This is a genomic window from Psychrobacter maritimus, assembly GCF_904846345.1.
GTDB classification, from domain to species: domain Bacteria; phylum Pseudomonadota; class Gammaproteobacteria; order Pseudomonadales; family Moraxellaceae; genus Psychrobacter; species Psychrobacter maritimus.
This window is the reverse complement of record NZ_CAJHAJ010000001.1, coordinates 75,606-95,088: the sequence shown is the minus strand read 5'-3', so window position 1 is coordinate 95,088 and position 19,483 is coordinate 75,606. Positions and strand designations below refer to the sequence as shown.

The 19,483-nt window shown below is 44.0% G+C and carries 13 protein-coding genes; 3 read left to right on the top strand and 10 right to left on the bottom strand.

Annotated features, from left to right (window positions below):
- Positions 1-58: 58 nt before the first annotated feature.
- The 3 genes from JMX50_RS00350 to JMX50_RS00340 form a co-directional block, all read right to left on the bottom strand.
- Positions 59-1,285 (bottom strand): IscS subfamily cysteine desulfurase, encoded by a 1,227-nt coding sequence (locus tag JMX50_RS00350; RefSeq protein WP_201565954.1) that lies wholly within the window; start codon positions 1,283-1,285, stop codon positions 59-61.
- Positions 1,282-1,794 (bottom strand): Rrf2 family transcriptional regulator, encoded by a 513-nt coding sequence (locus JMX50_RS00345; RefSeq protein WP_201565956.1) that lies wholly within the window; start codon positions 1,792-1,794, stop codon positions 1,282-1,284. Before JMX50_RS00345 ends, JMX50_RS00350 begins: the two co-directional genes overlap by 4 nt.
- Positions 1,795-2,382: 588 nt before the next feature.
- Complete coding sequence (locus tag JMX50_RS00340; protein WP_201620186.1) at positions 2,383-3,030, bottom strand: hypothetical protein; 648 nt, start codon at positions 3,028-3,030, stop codon at positions 2,383-2,385.
- 640 nt (positions 3,031-3,670) lie between these two features.
- Here JMX50_RS00340 and JMX50_RS00335 point away from each other — a divergent pair.
- Both JMX50_RS00335 and JMX50_RS00330 read left to right on the top strand, forming a co-directional pair.
- Positions 3,671-3,943: an HU family DNA-binding protein gene (locus JMX50_RS00335; protein WP_068404475.1), complete on the top strand. Its 273-nt coding sequence runs from the start codon at positions 3,671-3,673 to the stop codon at positions 3,941-3,943.
- Between the two features lie 481 nt (positions 3,944-4,424).
- Positions 4,425-6,299 (top strand): SurA N-terminal domain-containing protein, encoded by a 1,875-nt coding sequence (locus JMX50_RS00330; RefSeq protein WP_201628024.1) that lies wholly within the window; start codon positions 4,425-4,427, stop codon positions 6,297-6,299.
- 154 nt (positions 6,300-6,453) lie between these two features.
- Here JMX50_RS00330 and purH read toward each other — a convergent pair whose 3' ends face one another.
- The 6 genes from purH to mrcB form a co-directional block, all read right to left on the bottom strand.
- Positions 6,454-8,034, bottom strand: a complete 1,581-nt coding sequence (purH, locus tag JMX50_RS00325; RefSeq protein WP_201628023.1) for a bifunctional phosphoribosylaminoimidazolecarboxamide formyltransferase/IMP cyclohydrolase — start codon at positions 8,032-8,034, stop codon at positions 6,454-6,456.
- Positions 8,035-8,325: 291 nt separating this feature from the next.
- Entirely contained in the window at positions 8,326-8,562 is a 237-nt protein-coding gene (gene fis / locus JMX50_RS00320) for a DNA-binding transcriptional regulator Fis (protein WP_227670522.1), read from the bottom strand.
- A 435-nt stretch (positions 8,563-8,997) separates the two neighbouring features.
- Positions 8,998-10,311, bottom strand: a complete 1,314-nt coding sequence (locus JMX50_RS00315) for a DUF3426 domain-containing protein (RefSeq protein WP_201628022.1) — start codon at positions 10,309-10,311, stop codon at positions 8,998-9,000.
- Between the two features lie 193 nt (positions 10,312-10,504).
- A complete protein-coding gene (gene prmA / locus JMX50_RS00310) occupies positions 10,505-11,431 on the bottom strand; it encodes a 50S ribosomal protein L11 methyltransferase (RefSeq protein ID WP_201609516.1) in 927 nt (308 codons plus the stop codon).
- A gap of 152 nt (positions 11,432-11,583) precedes the next feature.
- Positions 11,584-12,450: a tetratricopeptide repeat protein gene (locus tag JMX50_RS00305; RefSeq protein ID WP_201628021.1), complete on the bottom strand. Its 867-nt coding sequence runs from the start codon at positions 12,448-12,450 to the stop codon at positions 11,584-11,586.
- Between the two features lie 30 nt (positions 12,451-12,480).
- Positions 12,481-14,970 (bottom strand): penicillin-binding protein 1B, encoded by a 2,490-nt coding sequence (gene mrcB, locus JMX50_RS00300; RefSeq protein ID WP_201628020.1) that lies wholly within the window; start codon positions 14,968-14,970, stop codon positions 12,481-12,483.
- Positions 14,971-15,740: 770 nt separating this feature from the next.
- Between mrcB and JMX50_RS00295 the strand changes: the two genes are divergently transcribed.
- Complete coding sequence (locus tag JMX50_RS00295) at positions 15,741-18,569, top strand: heavy metal translocating P-type ATPase (RefSeq protein ID WP_201628019.1); 2,829 nt, start codon at positions 15,741-15,743, stop codon at positions 18,567-18,569.
- A gap of 127 nt (positions 18,570-18,696) precedes the next feature.
- Here JMX50_RS00295 and JMX50_RS00290 read toward each other — a convergent pair whose 3' ends face one another.
- Positions 18,697-19,419, bottom strand: a complete 723-nt coding sequence (locus JMX50_RS00290) for a Bax inhibitor-1/YccA family membrane protein (RefSeq protein ID WP_011280732.1) — start codon at positions 19,417-19,419, stop codon at positions 18,697-18,699.
- Positions 19,420-19,483 lie beyond the last annotated feature (64 nt).

Here is a 19,483-nt window from a genome sequence, read left to right as displayed (position 1 = left end):
ATGGTTATATTTGATAACCATTAGACGTTTTAACTATTAAAAGTTTTACTGGTAAATATTAATGCTCAGACCATTCTACCGAGTCTAAATCAACGCCTTCTTGATACATATCCCAAAGTGGTGATAGGGCACGTAGCTTATCAACCGCTTCATGCATTTGCTTGATAACTGTATCAATGTCTTCTTCAGTGGTATAACGACCAAAGCTAAAGCGGATTGAGCTATGCGCCAATTCATCTGGGCGACCAATAGCACGCAATACGTATGATGGCTCAAGCGTGGCTGAGGTACAGGCTGAACCTGATGATACCGCTAAGTCTTTTAGCGACATCATGAGCGACTCGCCTTCAACAAAGTTAAAGCTGATATTAACAATATTTGGCACACTGTTTTCTAAATCACCGTTTAGATAAATCTCTTCGATATCTTGTAGACCGTCCCACAGTTTTTGGCGTAGCTTTGCCGCGTGGGCATGGTCTTCTGCATAGCGCTCATTGGCTAAAGCAAATGCGGCACCGATACCAACGATTTGATGCGTTGGCAACGTACCTGAACGCATACCGCGCTCATGACCACCGCCATGTTGTTCCGCTTTTAGGCGAACACGTGGTTTACGACTGACGAATAATGCGCCGATACCTTTAGGACCGTAAGCTTTATGACCTGAGAAGCTCATTAAGTCAATTTTCATCTTTTCAAGATCGACCAATACTTTACCAACTGACTGAGCACCATCGACGTGGAAGATAACGCCCGCTTCGCGAGTGATTTCACCAATCGCCGCAACATCGGTAATCGTACCAAGCTCATTATTTACTATCATCAGTGATACTAAAATCGTATCGTCACGTAAAGCTGCTTTCACTTGCTCTGGTAAAATCAAACCGGTGCTTGGCTGCGGCTCAAGATAGGTAATCTCAAACCCTTCTTGCTCAAGCTCACGGCAGGTATCTAAAACGGCTTTATGCTCAATTTTACTGGTAATAATATGCTTACCACGAGACTGATAAAAGTGTGCTGCGCCTTTAATAGCTAAGTTATCTGATTCTGTCGCACCCGAGGTAAAGACGATTTCGCGTGGGTCAGCATTAATCGCTTCAGCCACTTGCCCGCGAGCCGTTTCTACCGCTTCTTCCGCTTGCCAGCCATAGCCATGTGAACGTGATGCTGGGTTACCAAAGATGCCGTCTACTGTCAGATATTCGCTCATCTTGGCAGCGACTGACTTAGCAACTGGCGTAGTGGCGGCATAATCTAAGTATATAAGGTTGTTATGTTGGCTCATGCTGGGTTTGCCTCGCTGGTCGATAGAGTAATAGTATTGATGTCTTTCATAGAAGTTTCTTTTGGAAAAGAGAGGTGCTGACGGTCTGAGACTGACTGCACGTGTTCCATGTCTAATAATTGCGCTAATGTTATATTTTTCAAGTACTGTTCAACATGATTAGATAGAGCGCACCACAAATCATGCGTTAGGCACATTGTACCACTTTGACAGTCGCCGCGTCCGCCGCACTGCATTGCATCCACAGATTCATCGACGGCAGAAATGATGCTCATCACATCAATCTCATCAAGTGGTTTGGCCAGATGATAGCCGCCTGCTGCACCGCGAATACTGGTGACTAAACCACGTTTACGCAGTTTGGAAAATAACTGTTCAAGATAAGAGATAGATATCGATTGCCGCTTAGCAATGTCTGATAAAGAGACGGCGCTCTCTTGTTGGCTGGTTTGCAATGCCAAATCAAGTAAAGCGGTCACGGCGTATCTGCCTCGAGTAGTCAAACGCATATATTATCTCCAAACCTTTTAAGGATAAATTTATTTAACAACGATCTTAGTCATGTCGTATTTTTAGAAGTGTGCCGCTTGCAATCATTTATGTCATCAATTACTTATAAAGCATAAGTGGTTTATTGGCAGCTAACTATGAATAGCTAATAGCATTTAATACTTAATAGTATTGACACTTCTATTAAGGGAAATCATCTATCGACTAAGTGGTGTCTTGTCGCTATTAAACAGCAGATGGTTTACCCGATGTGTGCAACGATAGAGTCATTATAATCAATCCCGAGTAATTTAGTCAAGATTAAAGTGTGGTTGAATGGTGAGTGCAACTTATGACCATGATTGATAAAAACAATGACGCAGATATTAAAGGCAAATATGAAAGAGGAGTAGCGAGGAGGAAAAGTGCGCAATAGCCTGTATATGACAAAAGGCGTTTAATAATGCTAAGTATTATTAAACGCTACGTCGATGTGAAGCTATTATATTCTTAAAAAAAAGATTTGTATGAAATATCAGTATTTATAAGCGATCAGCGGTCGTGCATTGTTGTAAAGCTCATTCATTATCGAATTAGATTATTAAAAGTTAAGTCATTATAAACAGAGCGATGATAGCGGCAATGGCGATAACAGCAGCGACTATGCTCGTAATAATAAAGGTCTGCTGTTTGCTTTGTAATTCTTTTACCGTGGTTTCAAGCTCACGGTTTTTGATGGTCAAAGTGGTGATTTGAGTTTGCTGCTCTTTAATACGTAGCTTATAGCTCTCTTTTTTATCGGCCTTTTCAGCCTCGGTAGGCTTGGGCTTACTTTTGCCGCCCTTAATCTTTTTAATCACGCCTTGAATCAAACTACCAAGACCCAGCTGCATAATAAACTGCTTCACCAACTGTACTTGCACCGACTCACCACGCATTTGTAGCTTTTCGGTGGTTTCGCTGTCGTGGGTGGTGATGGCATTAATCACTTGAATGCTATAAGCATTGATAACAACGTCAGGCTCAGTACGTCCGATAGGCAAGCGGTCGTCCAATAACACGCCTTTGGTACTAAAAGTGGCAAAAACTTCCACATGCGGTAAGTACAATCTTAGCGCGACGACAGTCTCTTGCTTGGCAAGCGGATAAGCGGCTTTACGGAGCTCTGGGTCTAAGCGTAACAGCAGGGTCAGCGCCGACTCGATAAACACCAATATGATATTAAGCAGAGAGTGAGACAACGTAGAACGCTTCATGTAGATAATCCGTTTTTATGGTGTAAATGAAAGACAAAAGGACAGGCAGGGATCAAAGTCGACCCAAAATGTACAATAGAATTGCGCTTATAGTAACGCCTTTATAATAAAAAGTAACGCCCGTTTCTGTCAGTTGCTAATTTATTACCTTACAATTTGCCAGTCAATAAAGACACTGGTATTTATGACTGACAATGTATTAGTATGGCTTGGCAGTTATTTTTATCGATAAAAATTGGTTTTTAGCAGCGCAGTCAGTTACTAAGCGCTTTAATAAGCGTTTGATGACATTGTTTATGCGCAAGCTAAATTGTTTGTGCGCAAGCTATAGTGTTTAACTGGCTAAGCTGATTTTCTACGTCAAATGACACAAGAACTAAGCCAAATACACAAGCTAAAATAGCGATTTTGCAAAAAAGTTGCAGCAGTTTTGAGTAACATTGGGTGTCAAATACGTAGTAGAGTGCACAAAAATATGTAAAATCGCTTGCGCTCCTTATGCTGCCTTGCTATAAAGACGTTAACAAAGCGAAACCTGTTTATACGCCAGTCAGGTGGTTTTTATTGCTTAAGTACTCTGAGAGCGATACAATACTTGGCGTGAGCGTTTTTTTACCCCCTAAAACTTGAAGGAAATTTTATGAATAAGTCAGAATTAATTGATAGCATCGCCGAGAAAAGTGGTCTAAATAAAACTCAAGCTGGCGAAGCTTTGAATGCAGTAATGGAAAGTGTTGGCGAAGCTCTAGAAGCTGGCGATAGCATCTCATTGGTTGGTTTTGGTACTTTTAGCGTAAAAGACCGTAAGGCTCGTACTGGCCGTAACCCTAAGACTGGTGAAGAGCTTAGCATTCCAGCAAGCAAAGTACCAAGCTTCAAAGCGGGTAAAAACTTGAAAGAGCGTTTAAACTAAGCCGTTTAAAACAAGCCGCTTTATTTACGCCATTTCATTTAAGCTATTTTATGATACACAGATGCTCGTTGACGACGTGATACACGAATAACAACAGCGTTTGTTGGTAATAAATTGATAATGGCAACTCATGGCTTAAAGCACAATCAAAGTACAATTTAAGTCATGAGTGATGTAGCAAAAAAGCACCTAGAGATTAGGTGCTTTTTTTAGTGCTATAGTTTGTGTCAATTAGTGTGAATAGTAGCGTGAATATTTTGAGTCTGCATTAAAAATCACGTATCATAGGGCGCGCGATAGATGTGTTGTTTAAACAAGGGGTTTTAAAAACCTTGCTGTAAGCTTTGTCAATAAGCCTTGTTTTGCAACGATAGACTGCACACGTTCTTCTTCTTACCATTGCCTGCTTATACAGCGTTGATATTATTAATAGTATTACAATGGTCTTTCATCAATATAGGTTAATAAAGCAGAGATAACTATGGATAAATTGCGCGATTTTTTAAAAAGCTGGCCAGGTCGCATTTTATTGATTTTATGCCTATCGCCGCTCGCTCTATTGGGTGTCGAAAGCTACTTTGGAGGCGGGGTCGATCCCAACCAAATCGCTCAAGTAGGTGACGCAAGCGTGGGACTGTCCGAGTATCAGACTGCGGTAAATAACCGCCGTACCGAGCTTTTAGACCAAGTTGATGATGCCAGTTTATTAAATGAAGATGTGCTCCACGAGCAAGTCTTAAAAGGATTGATTGATCGCACTTTACTAGAGCAGCAGGCGGGTAAGCTTGGTATGACGGTTTCTGATGACACCATCAATCGCTTATTGCGCCAAGAAGAAATCTTTAAAGATGCGGAAGGTAACTTTTCTAACGATCAGTTTTCAAACTTTTTACGTCAGCGCAATATGACCAAAGACCAGCTGTTTGCAGAGTTCCGCAATCAGTTAAGCTTAGACCAGCTCAACGCCAGTATCGTAGGCACAGCGGTATATCCAATGCAAGCGGTTAGTCAATTGATTGACCTGCAGCTAGAGTCGCGCAATATTTGGCTGCATCGTTTTAATTGGCAGGACTATGCTGAACAAGTAAAGTTGAGCAAGGGTGATATCCAAGCCTACTATGATGCCAATAAAGACAAGCTAAAAAGCGCTGCCATGGTTGATTTGGCTTACCTGCAACTGAGCCCGCAGGCCATTGAGGTTAATGAGGTTAGTAAAGAAGATGTGCAGCAGCAGTATGAAGCTTATAAGCAAGGTCTGGCTGTCGTTGATGAGCGTAAAATTAGCCAAATCTTGCTAACCGGTAAAGATGCGAAAGCGCGCGCTGATAAGATTAAAGCCCGTCTTGCTAAAGGTGAGTCATTTGCTAAGCTGGCTAAGACAGAATCTGATGATCCATCAGGAGAAACGGGTGGCGATATCGGACGCTTTAATGCCTCGGTATTTGGTAATGACGCCCCAGCGGTTGAAAAAGCGCTTGAAGGCTTGAGTGTTGGTGATGTCAGCGCGCCTGTAAAGACCAGCTTTGGCTATCAGATATTTACTGTGACTGAAGATAATGGTAGCAAAATACCAAGTCTAGACAGCATGCGTGCAGAGCTAACGGCTAAGGCCAAAGAGTATAAACGTCAGGAAATGTATGCCGATAAAGTGACGGCGATTAACGATTTGGCAGCAGATGGCTTTAGTATTGAAGACATTGCTCAGCAAGAAAACGTCGCATTAAAACGTATCAAAGACTATCGTAAAGAAAACAACCAATCTGCTTTGGCGCAGCCTGCGGTAATTAAGCAAGCGTTTGATGAATTTACCATTCAAGACCAAGCAGTGACGGCAGGTATTGAGGTCGGTAATGGCACGGTATGGGTACAACCAAGTAACTATCGTCCAACGAAAACGCTATCTTTGACAGCAGCGATGCCAAGAATTACGCAGATATTGCGCCAACAAAAAGCGACGGCACTAGCACTAAACGAGGCGAAGAAACTGGCCGCTGGGATTAAGACGCCTGCTGATATTGCCAAACAACCAGTTAAGCTACAAGCGTTGGGCGAGATAAACCGTCAGACCACGCAATTGACTGAAAAAGAGCGCGGCTTAGCCTTTAGTCAACAAGCCGCCGCCAATGGTGTGGTGGCAGTAGCGAGCGAGACTGAGATGGGTGCGACGTTATTGGTCGGTGATCGCATCAAAACAGAGCAGCAATCGCCGTTATCTGATGCCCAAAGAGCACAAACTGCCGCCATTATTCGTGATAATTTAGGTCAAGATCAGCTGCAAGATTATCTAGATTATCTACGTATGGTGTACAAAGTTGAGATTAATAAAACCAATATGGCCAATGCGCAAGGGCGTTAAGCGACCTATAGGGCATTTGTTAAAACCTTTGTTTTAATAAGCTTTATCAAATCTTAAATGTAAAAAAGCCACTATTAATAGTGGCTTTTTTATGTAATACGATTCTTATTTATTCTTAATGATTTTGTCTTAACAGCATTATCTTGACAGCAGATTAATGGCGGAAATGACGCATACCAGTGAATACCATGGCGATACCATGCTCATTTGCGGCTGCAATCGTTTCGTCATCACGCATAGAGCCACCCGGTTGGATGATCGCAGCAATGCCGACTTCAGCAGCGTTATCGATACCATCACGGAATGGGAAGAAGGCATCTGATGCCATTACCGCGCCTTCGGTAGCAAGACCGGCGTGCTCAGCTTTGATAGCGGCGATACGCGCTGAATTTACACGGCTCATTTGACCTGCGCCAACACCGATAGTGCGTTGACCTTTGGCATAAACAATGGCGTTAGATTTGACATATTTAGCGACATTCCAGCTGAATAGCAAATCAGCAATTTGCGCTTCCGTTGGCTGGACATCAGTGACGATTTTTAAGTCATTGGCAGTAATTAAGCCCAAATCTTGCTCTTGCACCAATAAACCACCATTGACGCGTTTATAATCAAGCTGGCTTTCGCGCTGCTCAGGTGTTGGTAATTCACCACAAACCAAGACGCGCACGTTTTTCTTGCTCGCAGTTGCTTCAAGAACGCCATCTTCAATACTTGGGGCAATGATGACTTCGACAAATTGATTGTCAATAATGGCTTTGGCAGCAGCAAGCGTTAGTGGGCGGTTAAAGGCAATAATACCACCAAAAGATGACTCAGGGTCGGTACTAAAGGCGGTGCGATAAGCCGCTACTTGATCGCTATCTACAGCCACACCGCAAGGATTGGCGTGTTTTACGATAACACAAGCGGGTGCACTAAAGGCTTTAACACATTCAAGCGCGGCATCGGTATCTGCGATGTTGTTATAAGACAGCTCTTTACCTTGTAATTGCTGCGCGGTTGCAATAGACGCTTGCTTGCTTTTTAGGGCATGATTTTCAACATAAAAAGCAGCATTTTGATGCGGGTTTTCACCGTAGCGTAGGTCTTGTACTTTTTCAAGTTGAACGTTAAAGGTACGTGAGAAATTCTCTGGCGTTTGAGTTTCATTAACTCGGCTACCTAAGAAGTTTGCAATCATACCGTCGTATTGTGCGGTATGCTCAAAGGCTTTAACCGCTAAATCGTAACGTAGGGCATGGGTCAGTGTTGTACCTTCACCCAAGGCTTCGAGTACGCGCGTATAATCAGCAGGATCGGTCACAATACCAACATGGGCGTGGTTTTTTGCTGCTGAACGCACCATAGTAGGACCGCCAATATCGATATTTTCGATCGCATCATTCATGGTTACGTCAGGACGTGCAATGGTTTCTGCGAACGGATAAAGGTTGACGACGACCAAATCAATACGTTCAATGGCGTGCTCGCTCATCACCGCGTCATCGGTACCACGGCGCCCTAAAATGCCGCCATGAATCTTAGGATGCAAGGTTTTAACACGGCCGTCCATCATTTCAGGGAAGCCGGTATAGTCTGATACTTCGGTCACAGCGACGTTGTGCTCGGTCAGTAAGCGGTAAGTGCCGCCGGTCGATAGTAAGCCAAAACCTGCTTTTAGCAGACCTTGAGCGAATTCAACGATGTTAGATTTATCGGAGACCGAGAGTAGGGCAAGTGGGGTTGTACTCATAAAAAAAGTTCCATAAAAAAAGCCTGACGTAAACGCCTGGCAAGGTAATAATGGCAAGTGGTACAGAGTGTATCGTGATTGATAAGATCATAAACTCTAGCTTTGCCATAAATAATGACTGTGAAAAGTGGCTTTGAACAGTGGCTTTGAAAAACGGCTGCGAAAAATGATAATTAAAAGTGGCCGTTAAAAAGCACTGGAAAATAAAGGCAGCGCGCCCATGGTTTTAGCACTATTAAGCAAAAGTATGGGTCATCTAAGCAAAATTAGAGGCAGCAAGGCTAAGCCGTTCTACATTAAACCATAGATTTTTAGCTTTTTGCGTAGCGTACCGCGATTGAGCCCCAAAATTTGCGCGCACTTGGTTTGATTGCCTCGGCTCTTTTCAAGGACAACAGACAACAGCGGTTGCTCTATCTCTTTTAAAATAAGCTCATATAAGTCTGTTGGCATCTCATCATCTAACATCGCAAAATACTGCCGCACCACGCGTTCTACATGTACCCGCAGGGGTTCATGAACATGAATGCTATTGTCTAAAGAAGACTCTACCTCGTGAATTGAGCGATGGTAGTCCTCTTTATAGTAATCAGCAGGATTCTCAGCATTTTTGTCAAAATGATTGGCATTATACTGTGCATGTGGTGCCATAAGATAATGTCCTTGAGCGTAAAGAAAAACCATAAGGCGTTTGAGCGCTATTATAACAAAGTCATCGCCTATCACAGCAATAGATTGGGCATTACGATAGCATTGAGGCTATTTATTTCTATTTAATAGACTGTTTTAGAGCGATTGGCTTTAATGTTATTGGATAGCATCGTATTTTTGATAAACGATGCCCTTACTAAGAACTTTCTGTAATAAGAGCTGTCTTTTATAAAAGATGATTTTGCATAAATCATATGGCTATTCTTGCATAAGTCATTTGGCTATTAATGGTTTTTTTAATAAGTGAGATTGTTAATAAACAGGAGTAACACTCACTTTACTGATTTGAGTATTAGCAACTGGTACGGTGAACAAGAGCTGTTTGCGACTTGACGCGCCTAATTGGCTCTGCGTGCTCAATAAATAATCCTGTGGCGCTGCGATAAATTCTCCAATAAGCGCCTTGTCACCGTAGACACTGACTTTTACATGAGGAAGTAATTGTGCTTGCGGGCTTTGATTGTTTAAAGTGATGCTGATATCGCTAAATGAGCTGGTAGTATTAATACGACTGGATTGATGCTTAATATCGCTTGTGCTCAAAGCCGCTAAATTAGCACTAGGTAGGCTACAAGCCGCGATAGCACATACTTTTTGCAAGCGCTCTGCATGGGCAGGATTTTTAACCAAGTTATCTAAATTAAAAATGACATACTGGGCAAATAGTAGCAGCGCTAATACCAGACAGCCAAGTGTCCATAATAACGAGGCAATCGACCGCCTAGCAGGCGTTGGTGAAAACTTTGCTTGTGTCTGCTGTTGTTTAAGACGTGCCGCCTTGCTATGGTCTTCGTCTTTGAGGGAGACACCCATACTGACAAGCAGCTCTGATAAATCAGTCTGGTCTTTTGGCGCATCTTCACTTTTATTTTGTTCTTTAAGTAATTTTTCAAGCCATGATTCATCGGCATTGTCATCGATATTGGCATGAATATCATTGGCTGCGGCTGAGCTCAGAGCAACGTGTGCGGCTGATGGCGGCTCTTTTAAGGCAGCACTTTCTAAAGCAGGATTTGCTATTGGATTAATAGAGGAGTGCGTGCTTTTATTCAATGAGGTAGGCGTGTTTTTTGCATGTTGATTACCCATAATAGCGGCAGAGTTGCTATTGTTGCTATCTGCGGCTTGAGTCAACCATGCATCCATGCTGTCTAATGAGTCATATTCTACATGTTCATCTTTATCTTCAAAACCATCAATGTCCATGTCGTCATAAATTAAGCCATCATGAATCACCTCATCCTCAATCATATCATCATGAATAAGAATATCTGCTTCTGCTGGCTCTGATGTGACGTTCAGCTTTGATTTTGTCTTTGATAAGACAGAAGGATTTTGCTTATGGATAGGAATATTAGGCGTAGCGGCTGCGGCAGTTTTATGTTCATTTGCTATATCTTCACCCGTGCGTTCTGTGTCCGCGGTGACGATAAGGTTGTTATTGACCAAAAAACTGTGCTGACAATGTTCACAGCAGACATTTGCTGTTTTTTGGTCTAACTGAGTTTTCTTGATATTAAAAATAGCATGACAATGAGGGCATTGGGTTTTTATTGGCGTAGTCATAGGGTCAGAATCCAAAAAGGTATAAGTATTAATACCGCATGTTAATACCGTATAGCCACTCACCAACCGCTGCCAATCATTCTAATGTCAATTTAGATATGCTAACCATCATAACCCACAGGCAACTATAGAGCAGCGTTAAATACACAACATTTAACTGCTCCTCTATCGTAACAGATGTAATTAAATGTTGCTAGCCTGTAAATGTACCAGATAAACGCTGCCAATGTTGATCTTCTTGCGCGGTAAAAGCGTGCTTAGGATCAAGGGCAAAGTAGGGCTGATAGGCTTCGGTAACTTGCTCGGTTTGGGATTCAATCAAACCTGCTAATACGATGCGACTTTTTGGTGCCATTAAGGTGGCAAAATAAGGCGCTAAGCCAATAAGCGGCTTGGCTAAAATGTTGGCAACCATGACTTCTACGGGTTTAATATCGTTTTGTTGCCAGTAGTTATTGAAGTCTTCTGGCAAAAATGCTTGCAAGCGATTATCAACCTGATTACGCTCAGCATTTTGATTGGTTGCCAGCACGGCTTGTGGGTCAATATCAACGGCATAAACTTGGCGAGCGCCCAACAAAAGCGCAGCAATCCCTAAAATGCCCGAACCACAGCCATAGTCGATGACGACTTTATCGGTCAGGTCTTGCTCTGTCAGCCAATCAAGACATAAACGGGTAGTGGCATGGTAGCCGGTACCAAAAGCCAAACCTGGATCCATAATAATATTGGTGGCTTCAGGGTTTGGCGGTGTCAGCCAATTAGGCACAATCCATAAGTTATTGGCACATTCGATAGGCTGATAATTGGACATCCATTCACGTTCCCAATCCTTATCATCGACAGCGCTGACCCACGTTCGGCTAGCTTGTACTTGTGCGCCGATTTCATGACTTAATTGCTCAATCGCTTGGCGGCTGCCCGCATCAGTAGTGGCATCGAACAATCCTGTGAGTATGACCTCATCCCACAACGGTGATTCACCAGGAAGTGGTTCAAATAAAGGCTGATCGCCGGCATCATCTAAAGCAATTGATAGAGCGCCTGCCTCTAATAACAGTGCCTCAGCAAGATCGACGTTATTTTTTTCACATTGTAAGTGCAGTTGTTGCCATGCCATAAGGGTAACCTTAATGTTAAATTAAAAATGGATAATGAAAGGGGTGTAAGAAAGTAATCATTAAACGGGATAAAAAATTAACGACTAACTATATAAGCCTATTTTAGCGCTTATATAGTCAGTCGTCATGGTAAATACGAGGGCGTGTGTGATTAGCGCAGTGCTTGTTTGGCTTCTTTTATCACGCGGGCGTTGCCTTGAGCTTGTCCTGATTGCAAAATAATTTGCCACAGCGCACGGCGGCGACTGCTGTCTTGAGAGACTGTCAGACCACGGCGTGCCATTGCTTCAGCTTTACGCGGTTGGTTTTTCTTAAGGGCTACTTGTCCTAAATAAAAATAGACGGCTGATGACTTGGGCGCAAGTCGCTGCGCGCGCGTAAAGCTGCTTTCAGCGCCATTTAGATTGCCCGCTTTTAATTGCCCTGTACCCACTTGCATAAGATTGCGAAAGGCTGGCAGGTTACTGTTATTGGTCGTGCTTTGCTGACTGCGCTGCTGTGAGTTTTGCCGCGCCCGCTCCAATAGCTCATTATGTGAGGGTATCGATGGCTCAGATATCATGTAATCTTCGCGAGAAGGCGTAAGGATTATGGCATCAGGGCTGTCAGGCTGAGTGACTATCGGACTTTGCGTAGACCGTGTGTCGGCCGGCGTATAAACCGGTGTTGCTTCGGTTAATGGGTTGGTTGCCGTGGGCTGCTCAGGCGGCGTATAAGGCTCGATAGAGTATTCATAAGCCTCGTTTTCATAGTTATTGCTTTCATAAGGACTGGTTGCATGGGTACTGTTTTTAACAATAGGTGCTTGAGTCGCTGTTGACGGTTGCTTCGTTACAGATGGTGACGTTTGCACAGGAGAGGTTTTCATTACCGTCGGCGCCGTCTGGCAGGCACTTAAACTCAGCATACCGATAACGGCGCTGACCGTAAAGATAGTATTAATACGCTTTGTCTGCTTAGTAGCTTGGGCCGTGATAACCTGCTTAGTAGCGACAGTTTGCTGTATAAATAATGCCATGTTAAAACCCTTTTTTAAGTTTTAAAAACTCTAGAACCATTCAACGGCGCGATCATACCAAGTATCGGTACGAGTGCTTGAATCGCCCTCTTGCTCAGCATTGTTCTCTTCGTTATCCGCATCAACTGCTGCGCCATTAGGAATGTCTAAGCCTTCACGGCGACGCTGCTGATTGATAGAGCCTTGCTGATTTTGCAACTGTATCTGCTCACGGGCACGATCTTGCTGATATAAGCTCAGCGCACAACTGCTGGCTTCTTCTGGTAGATGCGCTGACATAACGGGCAAGTAGCGCGCATCGGCACAGCGTTCATTAGACAGCTTGCCTGAGTTGTTCTCAAGCCACAACCATTCAATCCCTTCGGGTTCTGGCAGGGCTACAGGTGTCAGTTTTAGACGATTCATATAATCGACCCAAACTGGTAAAGCGCCACTACCACCGCTCAGACCAATCGGTTTATTATCATCACGACCGACCCAAACCACACTAACATAGTTACCACTGTAGCCGGCAAACCAAGCATCACGGTAATCGTTAGTAGTACCCGTTTTACCAGCAAGATTTAAATTGCTGCCAAGCGATTGTATGCGTCTAGCCGTACCGTTTTTAACCACGTCTTGTAGCGCATAGTTAATCAAAAAGTTGGTCTCAGGCGGGATACTGCGCTGGGTATTTAACCCCGTACGCTGCAAGATACGCCCACGATCATCAATCACGCTACGAATACTATGGATAGGCGTGCGGAAACCACCAGTGGCAAACACTTGGTAAACCCCAAGCATATCCATTGGGCTAAGATTGACCGAGCCTAATAAAGCCGAAGGATAAGGCGGGATTTTCTCTTTAATACCCATACGCTGCAACTGCTTAACAAAGGTAGGAACGCCAAACTCCATACCTAAACGTACCGCGCTGTGATTATAAGATTGCGACAACGCGGTGGTAAATGGCACATAACCATGGTCACGATTGTCGTAGTTTTTAGGATTCCACTCAGTACCGTCACTGAGATTGACCGTAATCGGCGAATCATCAACCGAGCTTGCCAAATTATAGCGCCCGCTTTCAAGCGCCGTCATATAGATAATCGGCTTTAATAATGAACCAACTTGGCGTTTGGCGTCGACAGCACGGTTAAAGCCCGTAAATTCACTGCCACTACCGACCACTGCCACCAGCTCGCCCGTTTCAGGGTTGGCACTGACTAAAGCGCCTTGTAAATCCTTGGTCTTACTACCTCGGCGGCGCAGCTCACCCAGTTTTCTCTCAACCGCTTTATCCGCTGCTAACTGGGCAATAGGATCTAAGGTACTGATGATAATCAGACCTTCGTTTTTCAGGTCATCCGAGTAATAAACTTTATTTAATTCGCGCTTAACAATATCTAGAAAATCAGGGAACTGGCTTTTGCCTTCGACTGGTTTATCAACGACACCAAGTGGTTGCTCGATGGCTTTATCATAGTCTTCTTGACTGAGCGAGCCGACCGCCAACATATTGCTCAGTACTGTGTTACGACGCGCTTTTGAATCGTTTGGATGGCGACGCGGGTTATAAACGCTCGGTCCTTTTGCCATACCGACCAGCAGTGCTTGTTGGTCTAAACGCAGCTCTTTGAGTGGTTTATCAAAGTAAAATTGCGAGGCAAGGCCAAAACCATTGATAGAACGATTGCCATTTTGACCCAAGTAAATCTCATTCAAATAGGTTTGCAGAATCTCATCTTTACTATAATGCAGCTCAAGTAGTACCGCCATCAAAGCTTCATTGGCTTTGCGTTTCATGGTACGGTCGGAATTTAGATAAAAGTTTTTAATCAGCTGCTGGGTGATGGTCGAGCCACCTTGCCTAGAACCACCGGTAAAGTTATTTAATACGGCGCGGGCGATACCACGTATCGATACGCCTTTATGCTCATAAAATCCCCGATCTTCTGTAGCGATTAGGGCGTCAATCAGTGGCTGCGGCACTTGGTCTAGCGACACCACCATACGATCTTCGTTGCTGTCTGGATAAATCCCACCGATATTAACCGGCTCAAGACGAATAATGCCGGTTTTGGCCGGCTGGGTACTTTGTACCGATTCAATCTTATTGCCAGCAATGGTCATTTTGATGACTTGCTCTTTATCGACATCATTGGCGCTATAAGTAAAGCCGCGCGTATGGATAAAGTAAGTATTGCCGGATTTATGATAAGTACCCGTACGATCATAAGACTTGTTGCTTTGATAATTAAGCAGCTCAAGCCACTTTTTCATCGTGTCTGTATCGACGTTCGCGCCTTGATATAGCTCTAGCGGCTGCGAATAAACCTTGGCAGGAATATCCCAGCGTTTACCCTCAAACTTGTGGGTAATGGTGCGATCAAGTTTGACCAAATACAGTGCCAACAGCACCATACCGGCGATAATGACAATTAATAAAATACTACTAAACACCATGCCGCGCTGCTGTGAAGGTAGCGTATTGATAGCAGGCTTAGAGGACTGTGGTTGCTTAGAATTAGATTTTTGCACTGATGACACACCATTCTGGGATAAAAAACTGCCTCATAATGACGCAAATTGACAATTTTTTCAATCTATCATCGTCAACGCGCGCATTCATCGGGCGTTCGTTAGAGATTCGTTATATGGGGGTTGGATACATTGAGATGGCGCGACTATATGCGACTAAGGGTTATGCTGCTTAGCGCACCTGCTTATAGTATAATGGTTATCTTAATACTTAATGGTATATTAATAGGTTTTTACGCAAGCTTTAGACTCTTTTAATAGAGCGTATTGATGCCATATAGTTGCTATTACCTGAAAGCAATAACAAACAAAAGCAATAGGTTGGTAGGCGGATTTTGCTGGGATAACTTTTTCTCGCTTGCTGTGCCGATGCCGACAGAGGCTTCGAAAAACTTATCCCAGCTTTACTGTATCGTTTTTGAATTGGATAAACTATATAAGCTGTATTAAAAGCACTAGCCAAACCAGCAGTTTACCATTTACGTCACTTATATTATTTAAAGTAGTGGCATCATACTTCCTCACAATTTGTTTTATGATGCTTTTTATTAATGCTATCTATGCTGCCAATGCTATTAATGAGCCGTTATCGTTCTTGTTCGGTATTTTGTTTATGCCAGTCATGCCAATATCTATGTAAAGTAGCTGTGTTAAAAAACAGCCTTGTTAAGCAGCTCTTTTACATAGGGATTGACTCTAGTTAATCATGACAAGTTTATTAAAGGCCAGTCGGCTGTAAGTAAACCTGTCGAAAGGAAATAAGCGCGATTATGTCCAGTGTTCCCTCACCAATGCCATCAAGCAGCAACCGTCATTATCAAGATCACTCAATTACTGAGGGTTTGGTATTGCCGCTTGCCGGTCACTGTTTTCATTGCGGTGATCCTGTGCCGCAGCCGCCGTTTCATGCTGAGATATTGGGTCAGTCACGTGAGATGTGCTGTATGGGCTGTCAGTTGGCCGCGCAAAGTATCGTCGAGGCGGGACTTGAGCAATATTATCTTGACCGCTCAGAGATTAACCGTACGGCAAGTTTGCCCACCCAGCTGACTCGCCTCGAAGCTTATGATCACGACGAGATAAAGTCGCAGTTTGTCTATGCGCAAGATGGCATGTCGGTAGCCGAGCTGTCGGTGAATAATCTGCGCTGTGCCGCTTGTACGTGGTTGATTGAGTCGCGTTTAGATGAGTTAGATGGCATCAGTCAATGTCAGGTAAATTTAACCAATCAGCGTATGCGGGTAATTTGGAACGAAGACAAGCTGCCGATTAGTCGTATTTTGGGCGTTATCAATGAGATTGGCTACGAAGCCAAGCCTTATCGTCAAGATACCCACGAGGCTATGCTGGCACGTCATAACAGTCAGATGCTATTGCGTCTTGGTATCGCGGCGCTCGGCTCGATGCAAGCGATGATGTATGCTGTGGCGATTTACTTTGGTGAATATAGCGACATGCTTATTTTCCAACGTGACTTTCTACGTTGGGTATCGTTATTTGTGAGTACGCCGGTATTCTTTTATGCGGGTGTGCCGTTTTTTACTTCAGCATGGTCAGCGATTCGTGCCCGTCAAGTCAATATGGATGTGCCGGTTAGTATTGCCTTAGTGGTGACGTTCTTTGCCAGTCTTTACGCTACCGTCACGGGGCAAGGGGAGACGTACTATGATTCGGTCAGTATGTTTATTTTCTTCTTATTGGCTGGGCGTTATATTGAGCATAATGCACGCCTGAAAGCAGCCACCATGGCCAATGACTTGGTGGTGGTCGAGCCTGTCTTAGTGCAAAAAATTGCCGAAGATAAAGACGCAGCTGCGCGTATCTTGCAGCTTCTGGAGCAAAATGCCCTTAATGAAACCCTTGCTGATAATGACACTGAACAAGTTGCTAACCCAAATAATGATTTAGCGGTTAATGACACAAGCGCTGTAGCAAAATTGATGCCTAACTTTATGCAAAGCATGGATACCAATATTCAGCAGTTGACCTTGCGTATTGCTCAAGACTGGCAGCAATCCAATAATACGCCCGCCAATCTCTCAAAAACGCAGCATACGCTAAATAACAAGCAAAAAGACAAACAGATGGTGACCGCTCATAGCTTGCAAGTGGGTGACATCATCATGGTGGAGGCTGGTTCAGAGATTATCAGCGATGGTATCTTGCTCAGCCAAACCGCTACCGTTTCGCAAAGCTTGCTGACAGGTGAGGGTGATTTAATCATCAAAACTCAAGGCGATTATATCGTTGGCGGCGCACAAAACGACAGTCAGCCGTTTGAGATGCTAGTGACTGCATTGCCAGAAGACAGCCAGATAGGGTTGATAGACAGGCTGATGAACCGTGCCATGAGCGAGAAACCAAAACTCGCTCAGCAAGCGGATAAGCTGGCACGTTGGTTTGTGGCACGGATTTTAGTATTGTCAGCTTTGGTATTTATCGGTTGGTATATCGTTGACCCAAGCCAAGCGATTTGGGCGACGGTTGCAGTCTTGGTGGCGACCTGTCCTTGTGCGCTGTCCTTAGCGACACCGATTGCGCTGACGGTAGCGACCAATCGCTTGGCAAGCTATGGCTTTTTAACCACACGTGGGCATACTTTGCAAACCCTTGCTGAGATTACCCATGTGGCGTTTGATAAGACCGGTACGCTCACTTACGGTAAGCCCAATCTATTAAATATCGAGCTAATAGCCGCTAATGTTGCGACGACAGATAAAATAGACATAAATGATGCTAGTGACGAAAAGGACAAGCTATTAGCGATTGCCGCCGCGCTTGAAGTCGGTAGTCGCCATCCGATTGCTCACGCTCTGCTCACAGCAGCTTATCAATTGCACCTGCCAGCTACGCAAGCCTTGCAGTATTATCCGGCAGGCGGCGTAGAAGCGATGATTGATGGGGTGCTATATCGCATTGGTCATGTGGATTTTGCCTTGAATAAAGCGAATAGTGATAATCATGACTTAGTCATTGATTTGGTTGCACAGCGAGCCAGCTCGGCCGTGGTATTGTCTTGTCAGGATAGTCAGTCAAATGCATGGCAAGCGCTGGCCTGTTTTTACTTTAACGATAAGGTGCGTGATAGTGCTAAATCGATGCTTGATACGCTGAAAGAGCTTGGTATTGAGCCGGTCATGCTGACCGGTGACCCAAGCCCGCAAGCGCTAATAATGGCTGAGGACTTAGGCATGAAAGCCGCTTATAACGGTTTATCTCCAACCGATAAAGTCAATCATATTCAAGCGCTGCAAGCAAAAGGCGCGGTTGTATTAATGGTCGGCGATGGTATTAATGATGCGCCAGTATTGGCCGCAGCCGATGTTTCAACCTCAATTGCGGGCGCGGCAGATTTAGCGCAAGTATCGAGTGACAGTATTATCCTAAATGGTCAGATTGAAGCTATTACTGCGGCGAAACGTATCGCTGATAAGACCAAGCGTATTATTAAGCAAAACTTGCGTTGGGCGCTCATTTATAATAGTAGTGTCTTGATACCGGCGGCTTTAGGCTATGTGCCACCTTGGCTTGCGGCGATTGGTATGTCGCTAAGCTCATTATTTGTGGTATTAAATGCGCTGCGCCTAAAGCGTGCTTAATTTAAACCAGCTTAAACTCATTTAAATAAATTTCTGAAAATTACCCACAAAAAAACCGCCTTTATAAAAGACGGTTTTTTTATTTAAATAACTGCTAAACAGGGTTTAGATTAGTCTTGTAGGTAGCTTAGTCTTGTAGGTAACTTAGCAGACGCATAAATTCGATATACATCCACACCAGCGTGGCAAGGATACCAATACTAAATAACCATTCGTAGTCTTCAGATACACCCATCGCCACACCGCGATCAATATTATCAAAGTCTAATAACAGGGTAAAAGAGGCGATAACAATCACGAATAAGCTAAAGCCGATAGCGATGGCGCCACCTTCAAATAAGAAGGGTAAGCTCGAACCGAACGCTAAGGACAGTACCCACTGCGCCACATAAACAAGCATGATGGCAATCAATGCTGAGGTGACGATTGAGCGGAATTTTTCAGTCACTTTAACCAGACCTGAGCGATATAGCCCTAGCATCACAGCTGCGGTGACAAAGGTCGCACACATCGCAGTAACTGGCACGCTTGGGTACATGCGCATAAAGAATAGTGAGATACCACCTAAAAAGATGCCTTCTAATAGAGCATAAGGTACGGCAAAGGTTTTGGCTTTTTGCGGTTTAAAAGTGATAAAAATAGCAAGACCAAAAGCGGCAAACATACTACCAAAAGCCGCCATGGTGATAAAACCTTGTGATAGGCCTGCCATTAACGCATAAAAGAAAAATCCAATACCAGTAATCGCCGATAAGCCAAGCAATAGACTGGTTTTTTGAATCACGCCCTTAACCGTCATCGGCGCGCCGCCAACGGCAAGCTCTGCACGACTGACAATAGGATTGGCCATAAAAATGTCCTTAATAAAATATAAATAACTGAGATGCCAGCTACTTTAGCAAAACCGCTATTAT